Origin of the sequence: Streptomyces sp. NPDC059668, from assembly GCF_042734135.1 — a bacterium.
GTDB lineage: Bacteria > Actinomycetota > Actinomycetes > Streptomycetales > Streptomycetaceae > Streptomyces.
In genome coordinates this window covers 109819-115951 of record NZ_JBHWEL010000004.1, presented here as the reverse complement: position 1 = coordinate 115951, position 6133 = coordinate 109819, and the positions used below count along the sequence as shown (strand labels likewise).

Annotated in this window: 7 protein-coding genes; 3 read left to right on the top strand and 4 right to left on the bottom strand. The window is 70.4% G+C overall.

The genetic code is table 11. The features are described 5' to 3' along the window. Positions 1–370: 370 nt before the first annotated feature. On the bottom strand, positions 371–997 hold the full coding sequence (locus ACFV2J_RS05260) for a DUF1345 domain-containing protein (RefSeq protein ID WP_385093208.1): 627 nt from the start codon (positions 995–997) through the stop codon (positions 371–373). Between the two features lie 289 nt (positions 998–1286). On the opposite strand from ACFV2J_RS05260, the gene ACFV2J_RS05255 reads away from it, so the two are divergent. Then, positions 1287–1952 (top strand): hypothetical protein, encoded by a 666-nt coding sequence (locus ACFV2J_RS05255; protein ID WP_385093211.1) that lies wholly within the window; start codon positions 1287–1289, stop codon positions 1950–1952. Positions 1953–2128: 176 nt separating this feature from the next. Further along, a complete protein-coding gene (locus ACFV2J_RS05250; RefSeq protein ID WP_385093214.1) occupies positions 2129–2611 on the top strand; it encodes a GreA/GreB family elongation factor in 483 nt (160 codons plus the stop codon). A gap of 18 nt (positions 2612–2629) precedes the next feature. Here the strand turns inward: ACFV2J_RS05250 and ACFV2J_RS05245 are convergent, their stop codons facing one another. Then, positions 2630–2911, bottom strand: coding sequence for a hypothetical protein (locus ACFV2J_RS05245; protein WP_385093217.1), 282 nt, complete (start codon positions 2909–2911; stop codon positions 2630–2632). Positions 2912–3481: 570 nt separating this feature from the next. Between ACFV2J_RS05245 and ACFV2J_RS05240 the strand changes: the two genes are divergently transcribed. Beyond that, positions 3482–3943 (top strand): Hsp20/alpha crystallin family protein, encoded by a 462-nt coding sequence (locus ACFV2J_RS05240; RefSeq protein ID WP_385093220.1) that lies wholly within the window; start codon positions 3482–3484, stop codon positions 3941–3943. A gap of 157 nt (positions 3944–4100) precedes the next feature. On the opposite strand, the gene ACFV2J_RS05235 is transcribed toward ACFV2J_RS05240, so the two are convergent. Beyond that, positions 4101–4943, bottom strand: a complete 843-nt coding sequence (locus ACFV2J_RS05235; RefSeq protein ID WP_385093223.1) for a family 1 encapsulin nanocompartment shell protein — start codon at positions 4941–4943, stop codon at positions 4101–4103. Continuing rightward, positions 4940–5929, bottom strand: coding sequence for a Dyp-type peroxidase (locus ACFV2J_RS05230; protein ID WP_385093226.1), 990 nt, complete (start codon positions 5927–5929; stop codon positions 4940–4942). The genes ACFV2J_RS05235 and ACFV2J_RS05230 overlap by 4 nt, the downstream gene beginning before the upstream one ends. Between the last annotated feature and the right edge of the window lie 204 nt (positions 5930–6133).

Sequence of the window (6133 nt, the reverse complement as noted above, 5' to 3'; positions counted from 1 at the left end):
GCCCCCCTGGTGGGGGTCTGGGTGTGTGTCCGCGGGCCCCATGCCCCACTCCCCCTTGTACTGTGCCCTAGGTGCGGGCCCCCCCTCTGTCGTCGACTGAGCGGGTCCGTCACGTCGGACCGGCACGCGCCGGTCACCGCTCCTCCGAACTCCCCCGGAACGTCCGCGGGAGTCCCTCGGGGCTCAGGACTGGGGCCGTCGCCCATGGTTGGCGGCGTGCTTACGGCGGGCCTTCTTCTTGCGGCGTCGCTTCGAGGACATGAAAGCCTCCTGATGACACGCTCGGGGCATTTCGGCCAACCATCATTGCACGAGGGACCCGACCCGGCGATTCGCGCCGCGTCCGCCGTCTCCTCGCACCGCCACCGGATCAGTGGGAGACGATGCCGACGACCAGGTTGATTGCGGTGGCCAGAATGCTGGTGCCGAAGACGTACGACAGGAGACAGTGCCGTAGCACCAGGGCGCGGATCGCCGGACTGGAGACGCTGGTGTCCGAGACCTGGTAGGTCATTCCCAGGTTGTAACTGAAGTAGAGGAAGTCCCTGTACGCCGGTGGCTGCTCGGAGTTGAAGTCGATCCCGCCCGCGGACTCCGGGTAGTAGAGGTAGGCGTAGCGGGTGGCGTACATCAGGTGCAGTGCCGCCCAGGCCGTGAACACGCCGGCGAGAGCCGTCGCGGCATGGGTGGGGTCGGAGTTGCCGACGAGGAGCACGACGATGCCGACCAGACCGCACACCGCGGCCGCGATCACCACCAGTTCCTCGGCGACGGGCCGCAGGTCCTCACGGCGCGCATGCTGCCGGGTCGCGTTCGCGGTCATCGGCCACAGGACGATCCAGCCCGCCACGACGAAGAAGGCCTCGGTCGCGGCGATGCCGGCCAGAATGCCCAGCGTCGTGTCGACGGTGACGCCGACGACGGCGCCGGTCACCGCGCCGACGACCACCGCGCAGGCGAGCCTGGGAATGGCGGAGACCGGCAACCAGGTGCTCATACGTCACAACTCTAACGGTTTCGTCCCAGGTCAGCGCCCTGAATCCGAAGCCGTCGACTCACCCGGACCATCCATGCGGTGCCGGTCGACCGCGCCCGTCAGCCGGACGGAACACCCTCGGCCTCCTCTGCCGCGGCCCCACCCTGGGCGCTCCGCTCCGGCCCGCAAGAACGTCGCCTAGCCCGCATGGGCCAACAGACGCGCGGGGCGTGGCCCCGGACGGCAGGGTGTTGACGGGGGCTCCGGAGCGCCCACGCGGGACGACGAGCATCTACGGCCGGGAGGACCCATGCGGGAGAAGCCGCTGAGCAAGATCGGCGACGAACTGTTGCGCCTGCGCCACGGCTTGTCACACACCTCGGAGCACCGGACGCCACCCGCCGGGTTCGGCGTCGACCGATCGCTGGTCAGCGGCTTCGTCGAGGGCGAGCTCCCGGCGCAGGACGAGGCGGAACTCGCTCGGCAGATCGCCGGGCTGCTGCCCTTCCACTGGTCACAGCCCAACAGCTACGCCTCGATCATGTCGCAGATCACGGATCATCTCGGTGGTCAGCGGGAGCTGATGACCTGGCTGGACCGCTTTCCCGGTCTGCCGCGCCTGGTGGCTCGTCTCTACGTCCTCATGGGGCTCCTCGACCAGTACAGCGAGGACGCCGCCGTGGTCACCGCGTTGCGCGAACTTCGCGAGCGGACGCCCTATCCGGAGGGCCTCAAGGGCTACCTCGTACCGGAGACCGATGACGAGACACTCGCCGGCATCGCCTTCAGGATCGAGGAACTTCTCGGCGACGTGGAGAAGGACAGGGCCGTCGATCTCGCGCTGGCCACGACGGCCTGTCTGCGGCAGCTCGCGCCGCGCGCCGCGGAGATGGACCCCGAGCTCGGTGACCTGGGCGAGCTGATGGACCACAGCCGTCAGGACATCGAGGAAGCGGCCGCCGAAGCCCGGTCCTGAGACGCCGCGCCATCCCGCGGCCACCCCGGCCGCCGGCGGCCCGTCGCCCGTCCGTCCGGCGACCGGCGCGCAGGTCGTGGCTTTGCCCTAGCGGTCCCAACCGGCGCGCCCCACAGCGCCCTTGGCACCACGGACGGTTTTCGGATCCTCCCGTGCCCCACCCCTCAGGAGCAGGAATGACCAGCGAACCCGCGCCGATCAGCGAAACCGCCCGTCACGCCCTCGAACAAGAACTCGCCGACATCCGCGCGGAGCGACAGACGGTCGCGGCGACCCTGCGGAACAACGACTCGGTCGGTGACCACGCCGACCAGGCCGACGAGTTGCAGCGCGCCAACGACCTCGAACACCTCGACGCCCGCATCTCGGAGATCACCACACGACTCCGCCAGGCAGCCGACGCGGGCCGCCCCTCCACCGATGTGGTCGGTGTGGGCAGCACGGTCACGGTGCGGTTCGCCGACGGCACGGTGGAGACCTTCCAGATCGGCGACGTGGCCGAGGAGTTGGACCAGACGCTGGTCACGGCCGACAGTCCTCTCGGGCGTGCCCTGCTCGGCCGCCGGGCCGGAGACCCGGTGCACTACAACACGCCCGGGAGGAAGGTCACCGCGGTGGTGGTGTCCCTCGGGAGGGCCCCCGAGGGACAGGGTGAGTGATCCGTGGCGGGCTCGGGTTCAGCCCTGGTAGCGGGTCGGCGGGAAGGGGGCACGTGCCTTCCGGGTGGCCGTGCCCGTCGGGATCTCACCCGTGCCCGCCTCACGGTCGATCTCGTCCCGTTCGGCCTGGTAATCGGCCTCCGGGCTCGGTGACTTGCGGGTACGAAGGTCCACGTCCTCGCGGTCGCGCTGCGTCCGCTGGGCGAGGTCCTCCTGGTCGGGGCGACGGGGCAGCCCCCGGCTGTGGCCGTCCTCCGGGTTGCCCTCGACGGCTCGGTTGGATTTGTGGTGGTGTGCCATGCGTCGGTCCTCCTCCAGTGCGCACCCGAGTCCGTACGCCCGTGTGCGCCGTCCGTGTCGGGGTGCGAGATGCGGCGTCGCCCTGTGCTCAGGGGGCCCGCCCGGTTGTCCATGGACCAGGAGTGCCCGTGCGCCCTCGACGAGCCGTGCGATCCGTGCGATCAGGACTCCGCGTACCGCCGATGGCGATGACGCGGACGGCACGCCGAGGGGCCGGTCCAGGAATCCGCTGAACGGACCGGACGAGTCGGAAGCGCTCGACGACATCGGCATGGCGGGTCCAGGTGCTGCGACAGGTCCTTCCCACCCAAGCGCGATGCCCACCGCACCGCAACCGGAGAGGGGGCGCGGCGAGCGGGGGGCGGAGAACGGAGGCTCGGGGGGCGCGTGAGAGCAGGGGGCGCGAGCGCGGGGAGGGGAGACCACGCACGGAGCACGCGCCGACGCGAGTGACCGCGACGAGTTGCCCGCTGTCGGCACCCCGGAGAGGATCGATCCGCGGACCGGAGCCGTGCGCGCTGACGGCGGCGAATCCGGGGTCCGGGCCCCTCGAAGACCGGAGACATGGTGATGAGCGAAGGTACGGACACCACCCGATCGAGTCCGGTGCGGGCCGCCTGGTCGGCCGCCCACGACCCGGTGGCTGAGCTGGAGCACCTGTGGGGCGAGGTCAGCCGCGTGCTCGAACGATCGTCGCCGTCGGCCGGCCCCGCGCGGCACTGGATGCCACTGACCGAGGAAGAGGACTCGGGCGACGCGTACCAAGTCCGCGCGGAACTTCCCGGCGTCCCCCGGGCCTCCGTGAGCGTGGAGATCGACGGGCGGGAACTGCACATCCAGGGAACGCTCGACGAGACGACGCGCGGCCACGCGCTGCGCCGCCGGTCCGGTTCGTTCTCCTACGGGATCCGGATTCCGGGTGACGTCGACGTCGAAGCCGTCCGGGCCGACCTGCGCGACGGAGTACTGACCGTGCGGCTGCCGAAGACGGGAGCGTCCACACGGCGGACGATCGCCCTCGGCCCGGAGTGACCCGACGGGGCCCACGTCAGCACGGACACGGTCACCACGGCCCTGGAGCGCACCGCCCGGACGGGCGCGCCGCCCTCACGGCCCGGATCAGCCTCGATCCGGCCCCGACGAAGACCGCGTCCCGGACCTCCGGGCGACGCCGGTCTCCGCCCCTGGGTCAGAGGGCCCCGGTGCCCGCGGCCGCTGACGGGTCGAGTACCACCACGGCCTCGTCCGTGTAGACCAGGAAGGTCAGGGTCTGGCGGAAGTACAGCTCGATGTCGGTGGCGTCGTGCGTCGTGTAGCCGACGGCGAGATCCTCGCCGAGCCGCAGTTCGTAGTCCCCGCCCCGGGTGGTCAGCAGGAAGCCCCCTTCGATGGCGGGCGCCCAGATCAGTTCGCCGTCGAGCATGCGTCCGAGATGGCTGGCGACGGGATAGCCGTGGTCGGAGGTCTCGGTGACGGCCGTGTACGCCTCGGCGCCCAGCAGCAGGGAGTACGGGCCCTGGACACCGGCCAGCCGCAGTGCCGTGAGGGCGCTGCTGACCGCGTCCGGGAAGTCGCGTGGTTCCGCGGGGAGCCGCAGGACGGGGTTGGAGGTGCGCCCGCGCAGCCCGTCGATGCGAGCGGCCCCGTAGCCGTTGAAGACGGCGGCGTCCTCGGCGAACGCCATGGTGCGCGCGGCGTCCTTGACCGGCTGCCAGTCGGAGTCCCTGGACCCGCGGTCGATGTCGTCGACGGCCGTGCGGCTCACCGTGAACGGCACGCGCAGTTCGACCAGTGGCCGTGCCTCACGCAACCGCGCGTTGACACCGGACGCCGGTCCCTCGATGCCGGACAGATGCCCCGTGCCGACCGCCGCGAGCTCGGGGCCTTCGGGGCCGGAGACGTCCACGACCCGCCGGCCGGCCAGATTGCGGCGGAACGTACGGCGTGCCTCGTCCTCGATCTCGTCCCACGCGCCGGGCGTGATCGGGGCGAGTTCACGGTGCAGATTGGTGACGCTGTCGGGCGTGGTCATGTTCGGGCTCCTTTGAGACTGCCGATCCCCAGCGACCCGTCCGACGGCGCCGTGGGGCCGGGAGCGTCGGGAAGGTCGTCGAGAAAGGTGGCGGTCGGCACGTGGAACAGGCACCCGGTGACCGCGGTCGAGAAGTCGAGAATGCGGTCGTGGATGTCCGGGCCGTCACCGAGGAACATGTTCCTCAGCATCTGTTCGGTCACGTCCGGGGTACGTGCGTAGCCGATGAAGTACGTGCCGAACTCGGCCTCCGAGAAGTTGCCGAACGGCATGTTCTCCCGCACGATCTTGCGTTCGTTGCCGTCCTCGTCGGTGATGGTGTTGAGAGCCACGTGGGAGTCGGCGGGCTTGGCGTCGTCGGAGAGTTCCACGTTGGCCAGCTTCGTCCGCCCGATGACCAGCTCCTGTTCCTGCGACGACAGGGCGTTCCACGCCGTGAGGTCGTGCAGGTACTTCTGCACGACCACATAACTCCCCCCGGTGAAGTCGGGATCCTCGTCGCCGACGAACACCGCGTCGACCGCGAGCCGCCCTTCGGGGTTCTCACTGCCGTCGACGAAACCGAGCAGGTCCCGCTCGTCGAAGTACTTGAAGGCATGGACTTCGTCGACGACCATGACCGCCCCGCGCAGCCGTTCCGTGATCAGCCGGGCCAGTTCGAAACACAAGTCCATACGCCGGGCTCGCAGGTGGAAGAGGAGGTCTCCCGCGGTGGCCGGGGCCCGATGACGTTCTCCCGCCAGTTCGACGAACGGGTGGAGTCCCTGCGGACGGGGGCCACCGAAGAGCCGGTCCCAGGCCGACGACCCGATCCCGACGACACAGCTGAGTTCGTCGTGGGGTGCGCGGAACGCGACCGAGCGGCGCAGGCCCGACACGTCCTCCAGCAGGTCACGGACCGTGTCCTCGTGGCCCGGCGCGATCACGACCACGAGGAACACGGCGGCCCTGGCCGGTGGGACGATCACGGCTTGCGACTCAACCACGGGCGGCCTCCTCAAGCGATACGGAAAGGTCTGTCACGTGCGGAACGATCGATCCCTCTTCCCATCCTGCTGCGTCCCGCGCAAAAGAGCGCGAGGACCGTCTCCCCGCGGGGCTAACCCGGTGTGCCGGGGGGTGGGGCGTGGGGGAGCGGCCGCGGGTTGGCCCGCCCGGATTAAAACCACAAGCCCCGATTGCCCCCCCAC

Excerpts from the sequence above, each read along its gene's own strand:
- ACFV2J_RS05260 (WP_385093208.1), bottom strand. The coding sequence starts at position 997 with ATGAGCACCTGGTTGCCGGTCTCCGCCATTCCCAGGCTCGCCTGCGCG.
- ACFV2J_RS05255 (WP_385093211.1), top strand. The coding sequence starts at position 1,287 with ATGCGGGAGAAGCCGCTGAGCAAGATCGGCGACGAACTGTTGCGCCTG.
- ACFV2J_RS05250 (WP_385093214.1), top strand. The coding sequence starts at position 2,129 with ATGACCAGCGAACCCGCGCCGATCAGCGAAACCGCCCGTCACGCCCTC.
- ACFV2J_RS05245 (WP_385093217.1), bottom strand. The coding sequence starts at position 2,911 with ATGGCACACCACCACAAATCCAACCGAGCCGTCGAGGGCAACCCGGAG.
- ACFV2J_RS05240 (WP_385093220.1), top strand. The coding sequence starts at position 3,482 with ATGAGCGAAGGTACGGACACCACCCGATCGAGTCCGGTGCGGGCCGCC.
- ACFV2J_RS05235 (WP_385093223.1), bottom strand. The coding sequence starts at position 4,943 with ATGACCACGCCCGACAGCGTCACCAATCTGCACCGTGAACTCGCCCCG.